The 17234-nt window shown below is 53.5% G+C and carries 20 protein-coding genes; 14 read left to right on the top strand and 6 right to left on the bottom strand.

Going from position 1 to position 17234, the window contains the following annotated elements:
• The first annotated feature begins 17 nt into the window (after positions 1-17).
• The 4 genes from mlaC (at position 18) to murA (ending at position 2637) form a co-directional block, all read left to right on the top strand.
• Positions 18-653, top strand: a complete 636-nt coding sequence (gene mlaC, locus F8561_RS08865; protein ID WP_014171807.1) for a phospholipid-binding protein MlaC — start codon at positions 18-20, stop codon at positions 651-653.
• Positions 653-946 (top strand): lipid asymmetry maintenance protein MlaB, encoded by a 294-nt coding sequence (gene mlaB / locus F8561_RS08860; protein WP_014171806.1) that lies wholly within the window; start codon positions 653-655, stop codon positions 944-946. The genes mlaC and mlaB overlap by 1 nt, the downstream gene beginning before the upstream one ends.
• Positions 947-1072: 126 nt before the next feature.
• Positions 1073-1327: a BolA family iron metabolism protein IbaG gene (gene ibaG / locus F8561_RS08855; RefSeq protein ID WP_008501458.1), complete on the top strand. Its 255-nt coding sequence runs from the start codon at positions 1073-1075 to the stop codon at positions 1325-1327.
• A 50-nt stretch (positions 1328-1377) separates the two neighbouring features.
• Positions 1378-2637: a UDP-N-acetylglucosamine 1-carboxyvinyltransferase gene (murA, locus tag F8561_RS08850; protein ID WP_020883531.1), complete on the top strand. Its 1260-nt coding sequence runs from the start codon at positions 1378-1380 to the stop codon at positions 2635-2637.
• Between the two features lie 61 nt (positions 2638-2698).
• Here murA and sfsB read toward each other — a convergent pair whose 3' ends face one another.
• Entirely contained in the window at positions 2699-2986 is a 288-nt protein-coding gene (gene sfsB / locus F8561_RS08845) for a DNA-binding transcriptional regulator SfsB (RefSeq protein ID WP_014171802.1), read from the bottom strand.
• Between the two features lie 231 nt (positions 2987-3217).
• Positions 3218-4189 (bottom strand): octaprenyl diphosphate synthase, encoded by a 972-nt coding sequence (gene ispB / locus F8561_RS08840; protein WP_020883532.1) that lies wholly within the window; start codon positions 4187-4189, stop codon positions 3218-3220.
• A gap of 256 nt (positions 4190-4445) precedes the next feature.
• Here ispB and rplU point away from each other — a divergent pair, with 256 nt between their 5' ends.
• The 4 genes from rplU to cgtA all read left to right on the top strand — a co-directional run bounded on the left by rplU (position 4446) and on the right by cgtA (position 7284).
• Positions 4446-4757 carry a 50S ribosomal protein L21 gene (gene rplU, locus F8561_RS08835; RefSeq protein WP_003025032.1) on the top strand — a complete coding sequence of 104 codons (312 nt, stop codon included), beginning with the start codon at positions 4446-4448 and terminating at the stop codon, positions 4755-4757.
• A 19-nt stretch (positions 4758-4776) separates the two neighbouring features.
• Positions 4777-5034: a 50S ribosomal protein L27 gene (gene rpmA / locus F8561_RS08830; RefSeq protein ID WP_004385076.1), complete on the top strand. Its 258-nt coding sequence runs from the start codon at positions 4777-4779 to the stop codon at positions 5032-5034.
• Positions 5035-5130: 96 nt separating this feature from the next.
• A complete protein-coding gene (locus F8561_RS08825) occupies positions 5131-6096 on the top strand; it encodes a DMT family transporter (RefSeq protein ID WP_014171799.1) in 966 nt (321 codons plus the stop codon).
• A 15-nt stretch (positions 6097-6111) separates the two neighbouring features.
• A complete protein-coding gene (cgtA, locus tag F8561_RS08820; RefSeq protein WP_014171797.1) occupies positions 6112-7284 on the top strand; it encodes an Obg family GTPase CgtA in 1173 nt (390 codons plus the stop codon).
• Positions 7285-7316: 32 nt separating this feature from the next.
• Here cgtA and pmrB read toward each other — a convergent pair whose 3' ends face one another.
• Genes pmrB through dacB form a run of 3 tightly spaced genes read right to left on the bottom strand, consistent with a single transcriptional unit; the run spans position 7317 to position 10455 of the window.
• Positions 7317-8360: a two-component system sensor histidine kinase PmrB gene (gene pmrB, locus F8561_RS08815; RefSeq protein ID WP_020883533.1), complete on the bottom strand. Its 1044-nt coding sequence runs from the start codon at positions 8358-8360 to the stop codon at positions 7317-7319.
• A complete protein-coding gene (gene pmrA, locus F8561_RS08810; RefSeq protein WP_014171795.1) occupies positions 8357-9019 on the bottom strand; it encodes a two-component system response regulator PmrA in 663 nt (220 codons plus the stop codon). The genes pmrB and pmrA overlap by 4 nt, the downstream gene beginning before the upstream one ends.
• Positions 9020-9021: 2 nt before the next feature.
• A complete protein-coding gene (dacB, locus tag F8561_RS08805) occupies positions 9022-10455 on the bottom strand; it encodes a serine-type D-Ala-D-Ala carboxypeptidase (RefSeq protein ID WP_063214126.1) in 1434 nt (477 codons plus the stop codon).
• A 227-nt stretch (positions 10456-10682) separates the two neighbouring features.
• Between dacB and greA the strand changes: the two genes are divergently transcribed.
• Complete coding sequence (gene greA, locus F8561_RS08800; RefSeq protein WP_014171793.1) at positions 10683-11159, top strand: transcription elongation factor GreA; 477 nt, start codon at positions 10683-10685, stop codon at positions 11157-11159.
• A gap of 151 nt (positions 11160-11310) precedes the next feature.
• On the opposite strand, the gene yhbY is transcribed toward greA, so the two are convergent.
• On the bottom strand, positions 11311-11604 hold the full coding sequence (yhbY, locus tag F8561_RS08795; RefSeq protein ID WP_003861814.1) for a ribosome assembly RNA-binding protein YhbY: 294 nt from the start codon (positions 11602-11604) through the stop codon (positions 11311-11313).
• Between the two features lie 127 nt (positions 11605-11731).
• Between yhbY and rlmE the strand changes: the two genes are divergently transcribed.
• The 5 genes from rlmE to secG all read left to right on the top strand — a co-directional run bounded on the left by rlmE (position 11732) and on the right by secG (position 17228).
• Complete coding sequence (gene rlmE, locus F8561_RS08790; protein ID WP_014171792.1) at positions 11732-12358, top strand: 23S rRNA (uridine(2552)-2'-O)-methyltransferase RlmE; 627 nt, start codon at positions 11732-11734, stop codon at positions 12356-12358.
• Between the two features lie 102 nt (positions 12359-12460).
• Positions 12461-14395, top strand: a complete 1935-nt coding sequence (ftsH, locus tag F8561_RS08785) for an ATP-dependent zinc metalloprotease FtsH (protein ID WP_025202925.1) — start codon at positions 12461-12463, stop codon at positions 14393-14395.
• Between the two features lie 98 nt (positions 14396-14493).
• Positions 14494-15342 carry a dihydropteroate synthase gene (gene folP, locus F8561_RS08780; protein WP_020883535.1) on the top strand — a complete coding sequence of 283 codons (849 nt, stop codon included), beginning with the start codon at positions 14494-14496 and terminating at the stop codon, positions 15340-15342.
• Complete coding sequence (gene glmM, locus F8561_RS08775; protein ID WP_014171789.1) at positions 15335-16672, top strand: phosphoglucosamine mutase; 1338 nt, start codon at positions 15335-15337, stop codon at positions 16670-16672. Before folP ends, glmM begins: the two co-directional genes overlap by 8 nt.
• Before the next feature lie 223 nt (positions 16673-16895).
• The gene (secG, locus tag F8561_RS08770) at positions 16896-17228 is read left to right on the top strand and encodes a preprotein translocase subunit SecG (protein WP_020883537.1); all 333 of its coding nucleotides are present in this window, start codon (positions 16896-16898) and stop codon (positions 17226-17228) included.
• Positions 17229-17234: the final 6 nt, after the last annotated feature.

The raw sequence follows: 17234 nt of genomic DNA, 5'->3' as shown, positions 1-17234 counted from the left end.
TTCAGGAGAAGTCATTCATGTTTAAACGACTGTTAATGGTTGCCATGCTGGTCATTGCCCCTCTCACCGCGGCGCATGCTGCGGATCAGAGTAACCCGTACAAACTGATGGATGAGGCTGCGAAGAAGACCTTCGACCGGCTTAAAAACGAACAGCCGAAAATTCGTTCCAATCCTGATTATCTGCGCGACGTGGTTGATCAAGAGCTGCTGCCGTACGTGCAGATCAAATATGCGGGTGCGCTGGTGCTGGGCCGTTATTACAAAGACGCGACCCCGGCGCAGCGCGACGCCTATTTTGCGGCGTTCCGTGAATACCTGAAACAGGCTTACGGTCAGGCACTGGCGATGTATCACGGTCAGACCTATCAGATTGCGCCAGAGCAGCCGCTGGGCGACGCGACTATCATTCCTATCCGCGTCACGATTATCGATCCTAACGGCCGTCCGCCAGTACGCCTGGACTTCCAGTGGCGTAAAAACAGCCAGACCGGTCACTGGCAGGCCTATGACATGATTGCGGAAGGGGTGAGCATGATCACCACTAAACAGAACGAGTGGAGTGACCTGCTGCGCACCAAAGGCATTGATGGCCTGACCGCACAGCTGCAGTCTATCTCGCGTCAGAAAATCTCTCTGGACGAGAAGAAGTAATGTCGGATCAACTGAGCTGGTCGCGTGAGGGTGAGACGTTGAAGCTGACGGGTGAACTCGACCAGGATCTGCTGAACCCGCTCTGGGACAAACGTTTTGAAGCGATGCAGGGCGTGACGGTTATCGATCTGAGCGGCATTTCACGGGTGGACACGGCAGGCGTCGCGCTGCTTGCCCATCTTGTTGCTGTGGGGAAAAAGCAGGGGACAAGCGTTACGCTGCACGCGGCGAGCGATAATGTGGTCACCCTGGCCCAGCTCTATAATCTCCCTCAGGACGTACTGCCTCGTTAATATTTTCAGTGCGTTACTTCTGAAAGCCCTGACAGATTCATCGTCGGGGCTTTTTGCTTGTTTAAGACGACGCCACTTTGCTCTAAGATGTTGGGCTTGTTTTCACTATCAGATGATTAAGAACCCATGGAAAATCATGAAATCCAGACAGTGCTGATGAATGCACTCTCCCTTCAGGAAGCCCACGTCACTGGCGATGGCAGTCACTTCCAGGTTATTGCTGTGGGTGAGATGTTCGACGGTATGAGCCGTGTGAAGAAACAGCAGGCTGTATACGCGCCGCTGATGGAATACATTGCGGATAACCGCATCCACGCCCTGTCGATTAAAGCGTTCACCCCTCAAGAGTGGGCACGCGATCGCAAACTAAACGGTTTTTGAGTTGTGGGCGACACGCCCGCAGCACGGTTGAATTTATAAGAGAGCACACAATGGATAAATTTCGTGTACAGGGGCCAACGCGTCTCCAGGGCGAAGTCACAATTTCTGGCGCAAAAAATGCCGCGCTGCCCATCCTCTTTGCTGCGCTGCTCGCGGAAGAGCCGGTAGAAATTCAGAACGTACCGAAGCTGAAAGATATCGACACCACCATGAAGTTGCTCAGCCAGCTGGGCACCAAAGTTGAGCGTAACGGTTCCGTCTGGATCGACGCCAGCAACGTAAACAACTTTTCTGCACCTTACGATCTGGTGAAAACCATGCGTGCATCCATCTGGGCGCTTGGCCCGCTGGTGGCACGTTTTGGTCAGGGTCAGGTTTCCCTGCCGGGTGGCTGCGCAATCGGTGCACGTCCGGTTGATCTGCACATCTTTGGCCTGGAGAAACTGGGCGCGGAGATCAAACTCGAAGAAGGTTATGTAAAAGCGTCTGTGAATGGCCGCCTGAAAGGCGCGCACATTGTCATGGACAAAGTGAGCGTTGGTGCCACCGTCACCATCATGTCTGCGGCAACGCTGGCAGAAGGTACTACCATCATCGAAAACGCCGCGCGTGAACCGGAGATTGTGGATACCGCGAACTTCCTCGTGGCGCTGGGTGCGAAGATCACCGGCCAGGGCACCGACCGTATCACCATCGAAGGCGTTGAGCGTCTGGGCGGCGGCGTGTACCGCGTCCTGCCAGACCGTATCGAAACCGGGACATTCCTGGTTGCTGCCGCGATTTCAGGCGGGAAAATTACCTGCCGCAACGCGCAGCCAGATACCCTGGATGCGGTGCTGGCGAAACTGCGTGACGCAGGCGCTGATATCGAAATCGGTGAAGACTGGATCAGCCTGGACATGCACGGCAACCGTCCAAAAGCGGTAAACGTGCGTACAGCTCCGCATCCTGCTTTCCCGACCGATATGCAGGCGCAGTTCACCCTGTTAAACCTGGTGGCGGAAGGGACGGGGTTCATTACCGAGACCATCTTTGAAAACCGCTTTATGCACGTACCGGAACTGATCCGTATGGGCGCACATGCTGAGATCGAGAGTAATACCGTGATTTGTCACGGCGTTGAGAAACTGTCTGGTGCTCAGGTGATGGCAACCGATCTGCGTGCATCTGCAAGCCTGGTGCTGGCGGGTTGTATTGCGGAAGGGACGACGGTCGTTGATCGCATTTATCACATCGATCGTGGCTATGAACGTATCGAAGATAAACTGCGCGCGCTGGGTGCGAATATCGAGCGTGTGAAGGGCGAGTAATCGTTCCGGCAGCCCCCTGCCAGAAATGACCGGGGGGTTGCTGTTCCTGTCAAAAAAACCGCTATTCCTGCGGGTCTTTCTTCACTTTCCTCTGGCGGATCATGCGCGATCTGTCGATAAATTCATGGGTAATGGGATCGTGGTAACGCGAAGGCCAGATCACCCACGGATGCGTATCCAGCGCCGTCGCAATGATCAATTCTCCCTTCGGCCAGGGGCGCGTCAGGGCATTTGCCAGGGTTGAAGAACTCAGGCCATGGCGGCGAGATTCCGCAGCCAGTGATGTGCCTTTTTTGCGCAGTGCCGCAATGATATCTGCTGTGTGCCAGTCGATAAATTTCGTGTCCATAACGCTGTCCTTAAGTTCGGATTCACTTACGCCATTTCGTCTGAAACGACTGGCCTTACTATACCCATTTCAATTTCTTGTTCTAAAAAGTTCGCGTTACTGGTAGGGATATTCAGAATAAGGCATGGCTTTATTCATGCGGTCTGTAAACCGGTGCGTTTACGTGAAAGAGGAATATACAGGTGTGTACTGGAATCTCCCCGCGAGGGCCGCGGGGAGGGGAGAGCAGGATTAACGGTCGCGCTGAACGGCGATATGGGCAAGACCAATGAGCGCATCGCGCCATGGGCTGTCCGGGATGACCTGAAGTGCGGCGATGGCTTTATCCGCCTCTTCTTCGGCACGCTGACGCGTCCAGTCCAGCGATCCGCAAATGGCCATTGTTTCCAGCACGGGTTCCAGAAGATGACGACCATTTCCCTGCTCGATCGCTTCACGGATCATTTTCGCCTGGTCGGCTGACCCGTTGCGCATCGCGTGGAGTAGCGGCAGCGTCGGTTTGCCTTCGTTCAGGTCATCACCCACGTTTTTGCCGAGCGTTTCACCGTCTGCACTGTAATCCAGCAAATCATCAATCAGCTGGAATGCGGTGCCCAGATAACGGCCATAGTCCTGCAGCCCTTTTTCCTGGGCTTCGCTACAGCCAGCCAGAATGCCGGAACACTGTGCAGCCGCTTCAAACAGGCGCGCGGTTTTGCTGTAAATCACGCGCATGTAGTTTTCTTCGGTGATGTCAGGGTCGTTGACGTTCATCAGCTGAAGCACTTCGCCCTCAGCAATCACGTTAACGGCTTCAGACATGACCTCCAGCACCTTCAGCGAACCCAGGCTGGTCATCATCTGGAAGGCACGGGTATAGATAAAATCCCCCACCAGGACGCTGGCAGCATTGCCAAAGGCGGCGTTGGCGGTGGCTTTACCCCGGCGCATGTCTGATTCATCCACAACATCATCATGAAGAAGCGTCGCAGTGTGAATAAATTCGATCAGTGCCGCGATCGTGACGTGAGCATTTCCCTGATAGCCGACGGCTCGGGCAGCCAGGATGGCAATCATCGGGCGAATGCGTTTACCGCCGCCGCTGACGATGTAATAGCCCAACTGATTGATCAGCTGAACGTCAGAATTGAGTTGCTCCAGGATTGCTGCATTCACACCCGCCATATCTTGCGCGGTTAACTCGTTGATTTTTTCTAAATTCATCGCAAAAGCCGGGCTTTTTATCCTGTTTATCCCATCTTCAATGGGGTAACGAAGGGTTAGGTTTATCAATAGTAGTGCTGATTGTACTGAAAAAACGGCTCAGATAAACGTTACCTTACGCGTTGTGTTTTTTTTCTTCATGTATTGATGGTAGCACTTGTCAAAGGCTCGCGTTTTGCGTAATATTCGCGCCCTATTGTGAATATTTATAGCGCACTCTGATTCATACGAGGATGTGCGCGGAAGCGGAGTTTATATGTACGCGGTTTTCCAAAGTGGTGGTAAACAACACCGAGTAAGCGAAGGTCAGACCGTTCGCCTGGAAAAGCTGGACATCGCAACTGGCGAATCTGTTGAGTTCGCAGAAGTTCTGATGATCGCAAACGGTGAAGAAGTCAAAATCGGCGTTCCTTTCGTTGATGGCGGCGTTATCAAAGCTGAAGTTGTTGCTCACGGTCGTGGCGAGAAAGTTAAAATTGTTAAGTTTCGTCGTCGTAAACACTACCGTAAGCAGCAGGGCCACCGTCAGTGGTTCACTGATGTGAAAATTACTGGCATCAGCGCCTAAGACCTGAGGAGAGATTTAAATGGCACATAAAAAGGCTGGCGGCTCCACACGTAACGGTCGCGATTCAGAAGCTAAACGCCTGGGCGTTAAGCGTTTCGGTGGCGAATCCGTTCTGGCGGGTAGCATCATTGTTCGTCAACGTGGCACCAAATTCCACGCTGGCAACAACGTAGGTTGCGGTCGTGACCACACTCTGTTTGCTAAAGCAGACGGTAAAGTGAAATTTGAAGTTAAAGGCCCGAACAACCGTAAATACATCAGCATCGTTGCTGAGTAAGGTTTTCTCGGTCCGGTAACGGATTAAAGCCCCGCAACCTGTTGCGGGGCTTTTTACATTGGAAACCCGGTAATTTTTTCTGTAGGGAAAACGGGCATGAAGCAGCAGGCCGGCATTGGTATTCTTTTGGCGCTCACGACCGCAATGTGCTGGGGTGCGCTGCCAATTGCAATGAAGCAGGTACTGGAAGTGATGGAGCCGCCAACGGTGGTATTTTATCGCTTTCTGATGGCAAGTATCGGCCTTGGGGCCATCCTCGCGATCAAAGGTAAGCTTCCGCCGTTGCGTATCTTCCGTAAACCGCGCTGGCTGGTGTTGCTGGCTATCGCGACGGGTGGCCTGTTCGGTAACTTCATACTGTTCAGTTCTTCCCTGCAGTATCTTAGCCCCACGGCGTCGCAGGTGATTGGTCAGCTTTCACCGGTCGGCATGATGGTCGCCAGCGTCTTTATCCTCAAGGAGAAGATGCGTGGCACGCAAATTATCGGGGCGAGCATGTTGCTCTGTGGTCTGGTGATGTTCTTCAACACCAGTCTGATAGAGATTTTTACCCGACTGACGGATTACACCTGGGGTGTGATCTTCGGAGTGGGAGCAGCAACGGTTTGGGTGAGTTATGGCGTCGCGCAAAAGGTGTTATTGCGTCGTTTGGCCTCACAGCAGATCCTCTTTTTGCTGTACACTTTGTGTACAATAGCATTATTGCCGTTAGCAAAACCGGGTGTGATTACCCAGCTTAGCGACTGGCAACTGGCGTGCCTCATTTTTTGTGGGCTGAACACGCTGGTCGGTTATGGCGCGCTGGCCGAAGCGATGGCGCGCTGGCAGGCAGCACAGGTGAGCGCACTCATTACGCTTACCCCGCTGTTTACGCTGTTATTTTCAGATTTGTTATCAATGGCCTGGCCCGATGTCTTCGTCAGACCGATGCTCAACATGTTGGGCTATCTCGGTGCGTTTGTCGTGGTTGCGGGCGCGATGTATTCCGCCATTGGTCATCGTCTTTGGGGGCGTTGGCGCAAAAATGAAGCGGTCGTAGTAGTCCCCCGCTCAGGCGAATGAGTTACGGAGAGTAAAATGAAGTTTGTTGATGAAGCGACAATCCTGGTCGTGGCAGGTGATGGCGGCAATGGTTGCGTGAGCTTCCGCCGTGAGAAATATATTCCACGTGGCGGTCCTGACGGCGGTGACGGCGGGGACGGCGGTGACGTGTGGCTGGAGGCGGATGAGAACCTCAACACGCTGATCGACTACCGTTTCGAAAAATCCTTCCGCGCTGAGCGTGGTCAGAACGGTCAAAGCCGTGACTGTACGGGCAAACGCGGTAAAGACGTGACCATTAAGGTTCCGGTCGGTACGCGTGTGATTGACCAGGGGACGGGCGAAACCATGGGCGATATGACCAAACACGGTCAGCGTCTGATGGTGGCGAAAGGCGGCTGGCACGGTCTGGGTAACAGCCGTTTCAAATCGTCCGTAAACCGTACCCCGCGTCAGAAAACGATGGGTACGCCGGGCGACAAGCGCGATCTGCAGCTGGAGCTGATGCTTCTGGCCGATGTCGGGATGCTGGGTATGCCAAACGCCGGTAAATCGACGTTTATTCGCGCGGTCTCTGCAGCTAAGCCAAAAGTGGCGGATTATCCGTTTACCACGCTGGTACCAAGCCTGGGCGTTGTCCGTATGGATAACGAGAAGAGCTTTGTGGTTGCTGATATCCCGGGTCTGATTGAAGGTGCTGCAGAAGGTGCCGGTCTGGGTATCCGCTTCCTGAAACACCTTGAGCGCTGCCGCGTACTGCTGCATCTCATCGATATCGATCCAATCGACGGTTCCGATCCGGTAGAAAATGCCCGCATCATTATCGGCGAGCTGGAAAAATACAGCGAAAAACTGGCGAACAAGCCACGCTGGCTGGTCTTTAACAAGATCGATCTGATGGATAAAGCCGAAGCGGAAGCGAAAGCGAAAGCCATTGCTGAAGCGATGGGCTGGGAAGATAAATACTACCTGATCTCCGCGGCAAGCCAGGTTGGCGTGAAAGATCTGTGCTGGGATGTGATGACCTTTATCATCGAGAACCCGGTTGTTCAGGCTGAAGAAGCGAAACAGCCAGAAAAAGTCGAATTCATGTGGGATGACTACCACCGCCAACAGCTCGAAGAGCTGGAAGTGGAAGAGGAAGAAGACTGGGACGACGACTGGGATGAAGACGACGAAGAAGGTGTCGAGTTCATCTACAAGCACTAATCGCAGTTTAAAGCCCCCGGAAGGGGGCTTTTTTATTGCAGGCTGGACGGCAGCCAGCAGCTGGCGATTAAGCCGCCCTCAGCACCATTCTCCAGCGTCAGCTTGCCGTGGTGGAGCTGCACGATACGTTGCACAATGCTCAGCCCCAGGCCGCTGCCACCGTAGCGCTGGTCAAGACGACGGAACGGTTCAGTAATCAACTGGCGGTGCGCTTCATCTATCCCCGGCCCCTGATCGATAACGCTGACCTGTGTCCCCCCGTCAACGTCGGCCAGAGTCACGCGAATCGTTGTGCCTGACGGACTATAACGCCCGGCGTTCTCAAGCAGATTGCGCAGCATCAAGCGCAGAAGTACCGCATCACCCTGCACCGTGAGCGGACTTTTGTCCGGCCATATCACCGTATGCTCTTTGGCTTCATGTCCAAGACCGAGCGGCATGATGATATCGTCTGTCCAGTTGACGGTTTCATAGTGACCGCTCGCCATCGCCTGTCCGGCACGGGACAACATCAGCAGTTGCTCAACCGTGTGCATCAGCTGATCGATACGGGTAATTAACGTCGTGGCCTGTGGAGAGCCAGACTGTGCCATCAGTTCCAGATGCAGTCTGATCCCCGCAAGCGGCGTTCGCAGCTCGTGAGCGGCGTCCGCGGTGAAGAGACGTTCCTGTTGAATGGTGTGATCCAAACGGGCGAGGAGCTGGTTGAGCGAGGTTGTGACGGCACCAATTTCTTCCATGTCGGAATAGACAGGGAGCGGGGTTAAGTTATCCGCCGAGCGGTTCGCCAGGCTGACGCGCAGTTGATTCAGCGGCCGGGTTATCCAGGTGACCGCCCAGAATGAGAAGCACAGCGTAAAACCGACCATCACCAGAGAGGGGACCAGCAGCGAGGCAATCGCTTCACGGATCTCTTTCTCGACATGATTATTGCGCGATTTCGCCGAGAGCGTTTCGTTGACCAGAAAACCAATCTGTTCACGGCTTTCATGCCAGAGCCAGATCACGCTTATCAGCTGGAAAAATAACAGAATGACCGCCAGCAGAACCATTAATCGCCGACGCATGCTGTTCATTTCTGGCTCTCCAGACGGTAGCCTACGCCACGGACAGTTTTAATCCGGTCTTTACCCAGTTTGCGACGCAGATTGTGAATATGCACTTCGAGGGTATTTGAGCCGGGATCGTCCTGCCAGGAATAAATATCCTGCTGCAGGGTTTCGCGGTGTACCGTTTGTCCGCTGCGCATAATCAGGCGCGTCAGCAGCGCGAACTCTTTAGGGGTTACTTCAACCGGCAGGGACTGGCACAGCACCTGCTGGGTTTGCAGATTCAGCGTAATATCGCCGTCGGTCAGTAAGTTATCGCTATGTCCCTGATAACGACGAATCAACGCCCGTACCCGCGCCTGAAGCTCCGCAAGGGCAAACGGTTTCACCAGGTAATCATCAGCGCCAGAATCGAGGCCGTTGATACGATCTTCAATGGCATCCCGTGCCGTCAGGATCAATACTGGATTGGCGATACCCCGGCGGCGCCACTGGCTTAGCTGTGTAGCGCCGTCTTTATCCGGTAAGCCTAAATCGAGGATCACCAGACTGTATTCGCCGCTCTGGATCAGTGCATCCGCCTCAGCCGCCGTGGCGGCGCAGTCGAGGGCATATCCTTCATTGGCCAGCGCCAGAGCCAGCCCTTCCTGCAATAACAGATCGTCTTCAACTATGAGTAGTTTCATCGCTAGTTATTCTGGTAGATGTCCTTATAAAGCCTGCTTTCGAAGCGAACCAGTGGAATACGACGATTACGCTGGTCGGTCGGTTCGACGGCATAGCCGGAAAGATACTGCACGAATGCCATGCGTTGCCCGCTGGCGGTAGTGATGAAGCCTGCAAGGTTATAAACCCCCTGCAGTGAACCTGTCTTGGCTGAAACTTTTCCGTCCACCCCGGCCGCATGAAGGCCGGCACGGTACTGAAGCGAACCGTCATGCCCGGCAAGTGGCAGCATCGAAATAAAGTTTAGCTCAGTGTCATGTTGTGCAATGTACTGAAGTACTTGCATCATCGTTGCCGGGGAGATCAAATTATGCCGCGATAACCCGGATCCATCGACGGCAATGGTGTTGCCAAGATCGATCCCCGCCTGTTGGCGCAGGATCTGACGCACGGCGTCGGAACCCGCACGCCAGGTTCCTGGCACGCCGAAACGCGCGTGACCAATCATGCGGAATACCGTGTCAGCAATCATGTTGTCAGACTTTTTCAGCATAATCCGTAGTAAATCGTGCAGCGGCGCAGATTGTTTGCTGGCGATGACCGTACCGGGTTGATTGACCTGCGTCTGGCGCAGCAGGGTACCGGAATAGGTTATTCCCGCCTGCTTCAGTTCATCCTTGAGAATGGCACCCGCATAGCTTGCGCCATCCTGTATCGCAAAGGCCAGCGGCAATGGGTCGGCGCGCTGTGTCAGGCACCCGGTCAGCGTGAAGCGGTTAAGATCGCCTGGTACCACGTCCAGCTCGCAATACTGCGCATCCGGGGAGCCTTTTGCGAGGGTACGAACCTGGCTGAACATCGTCACCGGGTAGTAAGACGCCACGCGAATAAACGCTAAGTCATCCGGTTTTGGCGCGCTGTAAAGTGAAATGGAGAAGCAGTTACGATCCACAATCGCGGCGGCTGGCGGAGCGCTAAAGCACTGCGTCATGTCATTCCACGGCCATCCTGGCGCTTTATCGTGGCTGGCAAAAATAGAGGTGTCGATTAACACGTTGCCATCAATCTTCTGCACGCCAGATTTTTTCAGCGACGCGACCATGTTGCGGATATCCTGGCGTTTAAACGTAGGATCTCCCCCGAAACGAGCGATAAGATCGCCTTTCAGTTCGCCACCCTCGATGTTGCCTTTGGTCTCGAGCGTGGTGGTAAAACGGAAGTCAGGTCCAAGCTGAAGCAGGGCGGCGAGTGCGGTGATCACCTTCTGGGTACTGGCAGGCAGCGCCATCTGTTGACTGTGATAGTCAATCTCTGGCGACTGCGACCCGACCTTCTGCACCATCAAGGCAAGGTTGGCACCTGCGGGGAGCTGATTAATGTACTCATCAACATTCGCGGCCTGAACGCTGAACGCTATACTGGTAGTCAATCCGATGATAAATCTGGAAAATCGCATAATCTCGCGCTAACAACCCGAAAACAAACCGTCATACTACGGTGCATAGCACTGCAAAGTAAACGATGACCCATAGTGAACTTCGCGGTAAAATGCGTATCAAATTGAAAATTGTTGCTGACCTGGGGCTTCGCTCCCGGGTCGGTTTTCTTTTTGCTTCTGGCCCGCTCATGGGGGCCGGGGCAGGGAACACTGCTCCCAACAGGAATGTTTAAGAGGTATAACAAATGCAAGCTATTCCGATGACCTTACGTGGTGCCGAAAAACTGCGCGAAGAGCTGGATTTTCTGAAATCCGTTCGTCGCCCTGAAATCATCGCCGCTATCGCGGATGCGCGTGAGCATGGCGACCTGAAAGAGAATGCTGAATACCACGCGGCGCGTGAGCAGCAGGGCTTCTGTGAAGGGCGTATTAAAGATATCGAAGCAAAACTGTCCAATGCGCAGGTTATCGATATCACCAAAATGCCTAACAATGGCCGCGTCATTTTTGGTTCAACCGTTACCGTGCTGAACCTGGATAATGACGAAGAGCAGACTTATCGCATCGTGGGTGATGATGAAGCGGACTTTAAACAGAATCTGATTTCGGTGAACTCCCCGATTGCTCGCGGCCTGATTGGCAAAGAGCAGGATGATGTTGTCACTATCCGCACCCCGGGTGGCGAAGTGGAATACGAAATTATTAAGGTTGAATACCTGTAATTCGCATCTCGACTAAGATGTTGATACATTGTAAAGAAAAGAAAAAGGCCGCATAGCGGCCTTTTATCAACTCAAGGAGCGTGGCATTTTGCTCACCTGCTGACAGAAATCCCTCGTTTTACACAGAAAATGTGTTCGATTCAGGATATCCTTAGCGTGGCAGCGAGATTTTACGCTCTTTAGATGGGCGATAGAGCACCAGCGTTTTACCGATGACCTGTACATTACAGGCACCCGTTTCACGCACGATGGCTTCCACGATCAGGTTTTTAGTGTCTCGGTCTTCAGAGGCGATTTTCACCTTGATCAGCTCGTGGTGTTCCAGCGCTTGTTCAATCTCGGCAAGCACCCCTTCGGTCAAACCATTGTTGCCAAGCATGACTACAGGCTTGAGCGGATGTGCCAGACCTTTAAGGTGCTGTTTTTGTTTAGTACTCAGATTCATCGTATATTTTTGCTTACGTTGGGATTGAAAACGGTTCATTCTACCGCCATCTCCCTTATATCGCCAAATAGCTGCGTAGAAATTTACGTCACAGGCAAGTAACGATGAACCAGGACGGAAATGTTAAATGACAGGTAAAAAGCGTTCTGCCAGCTCCAGCCGCTGGCTTCAGGAACACTTTAGCGATAAATATGTTCAACAGGCACAGAAAAAGGGGTTGCGTTCCCGTGCCTGGTTTAAACTTGATGAAATACAGCAAAGTGACAAACTTTTTAAGCCGGGAATGACGGTTGTCGATCTCGGTGCAGCACCTGGCGGATGGTCCCAGTATGCGGTTACGCAGATCGGCGGAACGGGCCGAATCATCGCATGCGACCTTTTACCAATGGATCCCATCGTCGGTGTCGACTTCCTTCAGGGCGACTTTCGTGATGAATTAGTGCTGAAAGCGCTACTTGAGCGTGTAGGTGATAGTAAGGTCCAGGTTGTCATGTCAGATATGGCACCAAATATGTGTGGAACACCGGCGGTGGATATCCCCCGCGCCATGTATTTGGTGGAGCTAGCGTTAGAAATGTGTCGTGATGTACTAGCGCCTGGTGGTAGTTTTGTTGTGAAGGTGTTTCAGGGCGAAGGTTTCGAGGAGTATCTTAAGGAAATTCGCTCCCTGTTTGCGAAGGTTAAAGTTCGTAAGCCGGACTCTTCCCGGGCCCGTTCCCGAGAAGTGTATATTGTAGCGACCGGGCGAAAATGATAACCCGCGTCTTTCAGACGAAAGTTTGAATGACACGGGATATAGAGTATCCTGACGCTGTTTTTAACACAGTTGTAATATGAGGTTAATCCCTTGAGTGACATGGCGAAAAACCTAATACTCTGGCTGGTCATTGCCGTTGTGCTGATGTCAGTATTCCAGAGCTTTGGGCCCAGCGAGTCGAATGGCCGCAAGGTGGATTATTCTACCTTCCTGCAGGAGGTCAATCAGGACCAGGTTCGCGAAGCGCGTATCAACGGACGTGAGATCAACGTTACCAAGAAAGATAGTAACCGTTACACGACTTACATCCCGGTGAACGATCCTAAGCTGCTTGATAACCTTCTGACCAAAAACGTCAAGGTGGTAGGCGAGCCGCCAGAAGAACCAAGCCTGCTGGCTTCTATCTTCATCTCCTGGTTCCCGATGCTGCTTCTTATTGGCGTCTGGATCTTCTTTATGCGCCAGATGCAGGGCGGCGGTGGCAAAGGTGCCATGTCGTTCGGTAAGAGCAAGGCGCGTATGCTAACGGAAGATCAGATCAAGACCACATTTGCCGACGTTGCAGGTTGCGACGAAGCAAAAGAAGAAGTGGGCGAACTGGTTGAATACCTGCGCGAGCCGAGCCGTTTCCAGAAACTGGGCGGTAAGATCCCGAAAGGCGTTCTGATGGTGGGGCCTCCGGGTACCGGTAAAACCCTGCTGGCGAAAGCCATCGCGGGTGAAGCGAAGGTGCCGTTCTTTACTATTTCAGGTTCTGACTTCGTTGAAATGTTTGTGGGTGTTGGTGCATCTCGTGTGCGTGACATGTTCGAGCAGGCCAAGAAGGCAGCACCGTGCATTATCTTCATCGATGAAATCGACGCCGTAGGCCGCCAGCGTGGCGCAGGCCTGGGTGGTGGTCACGATGAACGTGAACAGACGCTGAACCAGATGCTGGTTGAGATGGATGGCTTCGAAGGTAACGAAGGTATTATCGTTATCGCGGCGACTAACCGTCCGGACGTTCTTGACCCTGCGCTGCTGCGTCCAGGCCGTTTCGACCGTCAGGTTGTGGTTGGTCTGCCGGATGTACGCGGTCGTGAACAGATTCTGAAAGTTCACATGCGTCGCGTACCGCTGGCACCTGATGTCGACGCGGCAATCATCGCGCGTGGTACGCCGGGCTTCTCCGGTGCTGACCTGGCAAACCTGGTCAACGAAGCTGCACTGTTTGCTGCTCGCGGTAACAAACGCGTTGTGTCGATGGTGGAGTTCGAGAAAGCGAAAGACAAAATCATGATGGGTGCGGAACGTCGCTCCATGGTGATGACGGAAGCGCAGAAAGAGTCCACGGCTTACCACGAAGCCGGTCACGCGATTATCGGTCGCCTGGTGCCGGAACACGATCCGGTGCATAAAGTGACGATTATTCCGCGCGGTCGTGCGTTGGGTGTGACGTTCTTCCTGCCGGAAGGCGATGCCATCAGCGCCAGTCGTCAGAAGCTGGAAAGTCAGATTTCAACTCTTTACGGCGGTCGTCTGGCAGAAGAGATTATTTACGGCGCGGAACATGTTTCGACCGGTGCGTCCAACGACATTAAAGTCGCGACCAACCTGGCGCGTAACATGGTGACCCAATGGGGCTTCTCCGAGAAGCTGGGTCCCCTGCTGTATGCGGAAGAAGAAGGCGAAGTGTTCCTGGGCCGCTCCGTGGCGAAAGCGAAACACATGTCCGATGAAACCGCACGTATCATTGACCAGGAAGTGAAGCTGCTGATCGAGCGTAACTACAATCGCGCCCGTCAGATCCTGAACGATAACCTGGACATTCTGCATTCGATGAAAGATGCGCTCATGAAATATGAAACCATCGATGCTCCGCAGATTGACGACTTGATGGCTCGCCGCGAAGTGCGTCCGCCAGCGGGTTGGGAAGACCCAGGCGCTTCCAACAATTCTGACAACAATGGCACACCGCGTGCGCCGCGTCCGGTCGATGAACCGCGTACGCCGAACCCGGGCAACACCATGTCAGAACAGTTGGGCGACAAGTAAGTCACTGCTGTTGAAGTCTATGTTTGCACCTCAAACCCTGGAGCTTGCTCCGGGGTTTTTCTTTTCTGTAAAACCATATTGATACCAGGGATTTGACCATGAAACTATTCGCCCAGGACTCGCATCTCGATCTCTCACATCCGCATGTGATGGGTATCCTGAATGTCACGCCTGACTCCTTCTCTGACGGCGGCACGCATAACACGCTTATCGAGGCTGTGAAGCACGCAAATTTGATGATTAACGCGGGCGCCACCATCATTGACGTAGGCGGGGAATCGACGCGCCCTGGGGCGGCAGACGTTTCGGTGGAAGAAGAACTGGCGCGCGTGGTGCCTGTGGTTGAAGCTATCGCACAGCGGTTCGAAGTGTGGATCTCCGTCGATACGTCTAAACCTGAAGTGATCCGTGAAGTCGCGAGAGTGGGTGCTCACATCATCAATGATATTCGCTCGCTGACGGAGCCTGGCGCACTGGAGGCGGCCGCGGAGACCGGGCTACCGGTTTGCCTGATGCACATGCAAGGACAGCCGAAAACCATGCAGGAAGCGCCAAAGTATGACGATGTTTATGCCGACGTAAATCGCTTCTTTATTGAGCATATTGCACGTTGTGAACGTGCGGGTATCGCAAAAGAGAAATTGCTGCTCGACCCGGGGTTCGGTTTCGGTAAAAATCTCTCTCACAATTATGAGCTGCTTGCGCGCTTATCGGAATTCCATCATTTCGACCTGCCATTGCTGGTTGGTATGTCGAGAAAGTCGATGATTGGTCAGTTACTGAATGTAGGGCCGAGCGAACGTCTGAGCGGAAGCCTGGCCTGCGCTGTAATTGCGGCGATGCAGGGCGCGCACATTATTCGTGTCCATGACGTTAAAGAAACAGTAGAAGCCATGCGTGTAGTGGAAGCTACACTGGCAGCGAAGGAAAACAAACGCTATGAGTAATCGTAAATATTTTGGTACCGATGGTATTCGTGGGCGCGTGGGTGATGCGCCAATCACCCCTGATTTTGTACTGAAACTGGGCTGGGCGGCGGGTAAAGTGCTTGCACGTCATGGCTCCCGTAAAATCATCATTGGTAAAGATACCCGTATCTCCGGGTATATGCTGGAGTCAGCGCTGGAGGCCGGTCTGGCTGCCGCGGGGCTTTCCGCTTCCTTCACTGGCCCAATGCCAACGCCTGCTGTGGCATATCTGACGCGTACTTTCCGTGCTGAAGCAGGGATTGTGATTTCGGCCTCGCATAACCCGTTTTATGACAACGGCATTAAATTCTTCTCCATCGACGGCACTAAGCTGCCGGATGAAGTGGAAGAGGCAATCGAAGCGGAGATGGAAAAAGAGATCACCTGTGTCGACTCCGCCGAGCTGGGTAAAGCGAACCGCATTGTCGATGCCGCGGGTCGTTACATCGAATTCTGTAAAGGTACTTTCCCGAACGAACTGAGCCTGGCCCATCTTAAAATTGTGGTGGACTGCGCCAACGGTGCGACCTATCACATTGCGCCGAATGTTTTCCGCGAACTGGGTGCGAACGTGATTACCATCGGCTGTGAGCCTGATGGCCTGAATATTAACGAACAGGTGGGGGCGACTGACGTTCGTGCTCTGCAGGCGCGCGTTCTGGCGGAAAAAGCCGATCTGGGCATCGCACTGGATGGCGACGGCGATCGCGTGATCATGGTCGATCACGAAGGTAATAAGGTCGACGGCGACCAGATCCTCTATATCATTGCGCGTGAAGGTCTGCGTCAGGGCCAGCTGCGCGGCGGTGCAGTAGGCACGCTGATGAGCAACATGGGTCTGGAGCTGGCGCTGAAACAGCTGGGTATTCCATTTGTCCGTGCAAAAGTGGGCGACCGCTATGTGCTGGAAAAACTGCAGGAAAAAGGCTGGCGTATCGGGGCTGAAAACTCAGGCCACGTGATCCTGCTGGATAAAACCACCACCGGAGACGGTATCGTCGCTGCGCTGCAGGTTGTTGCCGCCATGGCGCGCAACCATATGAGCCTGCACGATCTCTGCAGCGGCATGAAAATGTTCCCGCAGATCCTGGTGAATGTGCGTTTCACCGCCGGTAAAGGCGATCCGCTGGAAAATGAAAATGTGAAAGCGGTGATGGCTGACGTTGAAGCAGCCCTGGGCAACCGTGGACGTGTTCTGCTGCGTAAATCTGGAACCGAACCGCTGATCCGCGTAATGGTGGAAGGCGAAGACGAGGCGCAGGTGAATGAATTTGCACACCGTATTGCGGATGCCGTAAAAGCTGCATAGTTTTTCACGTTAAGTGATTAAAAAGGCGGCGCTTGCCGCCTTTGTTTTGAGCAATTGATGGCATTTTGCTGTTTTTTTCCGCAGTTGATACAATGCGTCAAAATTGCCCTTGCGAAGCACATTCGCTTTGGTTAGTATTCACACCCGCTTCAGTGGGAAACAAAAATCCTGCTAATTGGTCGAAGCATTGGTATGCGGCAAATCCGCAAGGAACAGGTTGATTATGTACGAAGCTCTTTTAGTTATTTTCCTTATTGTAGCCATCGCTCTCGTAGCGCTGATCATGCTGCAGCAAGGTAAAGGCGCTGATATGGGAGCCTCCTTCGGAGCAGGCGCTTCCGGTACGCTGTTTGGTTCAAGTGGTTCTGCGAACTTCATGACCCGCACAACGGCGATTCTGGCTACGCTGTTCTTCATCATCAGTCTGGCGCTTGGCAATATCAACAGCAACAAGACCAGCAAAGGAAGCGAGTGGGAAAATCTGAGCGCGCCAGCGAAAACTGAGCAGACTCAGCCAGCTGCACCGGCTAAGCCGACCAGCGATATCCCGCACTAAGTATTC

The sequence above is a fragment of the Enterobacter sp. 198 genome (assembly GCF_009025585.1).
Lineage (GTDB): Bacteria > Pseudomonadota > Gammaproteobacteria > Enterobacterales > Enterobacteriaceae > Enterobacter > Enterobacter ludwigii.
The sequence above is the reverse complement of the archived record's forward strand: the minus strand, read 5'-3'. Positions and strand labels throughout refer to the sequence as shown.